At 48.0% G+C, this 588-nt stretch carries 1 pseudogene; it reads right to left on the minus strand.

The features are described 5' to 3' along the window. Window positions 1-509: pseudogene (locus OKC27_RS22855) on the minus strand (tyrosine-type recombinase/integrase); the annotation flags it as partial. Window positions 510-588 lie beyond the last annotated feature (79 nt).

Genomic DNA, 588 nt, shown 5'->3' on the forward strand with positions numbered 1-588 from the left:
TGAGATGGTCCACGGTATTTGACACCCACCAGGTCACAATGCGGCTGAAAAAATGTTTCCCTGTACTCGTCAACCGAGGCGTAGGGTCGCCTTGCTGGGCGGTTATAGGCTACCAAGGTACGGCTAATTATCTTTTTAGTGCGATTATCTGTCTGGGTTACCGTGATCGATCTGGGCCTACGATGGCTAGCCTGTGCTATCAAGATACGTGCGGCTATTATTCCCTGTTCAGTCAGCTCAATCTTCCGCAGCGATCCTTTGGTTTTTGGCGTCTTATAAGCACCATCAACCAACGCGAGATCTACCGTCAAGATCCGTTTGTCTAGATCAAATGCTTCAACGCTCACAGCCAGTAATTCACTGATCCGCAATCCGGTTGCAAGCCCTAATTGGATTAATGCCACTTCAATCGGATTGCTTTCTTGCCGTTGCAGCAAGAGTTTTATCTCTTTTTTTAGAAAGGGTTGCGGCTCTTCAATCTCAAACCGGCATTTCTTGATGCTATCCATCGGGCAGGGCGGGATCGCACTTTGTTAATGAAATTTGAACAGGCAGATCGTCTGTGATCTAATCGCGTCTCCATGCAGG

Source organism: Aeromonas sp. QDB62, from assembly GCF_027705695.1.
In the GTDB taxonomy this organism is placed as follows: domain Bacteria; phylum Pseudomonadota; class Gammaproteobacteria; order Enterobacterales; family Aeromonadaceae; genus Aeromonas; species Aeromonas allosaccharophila.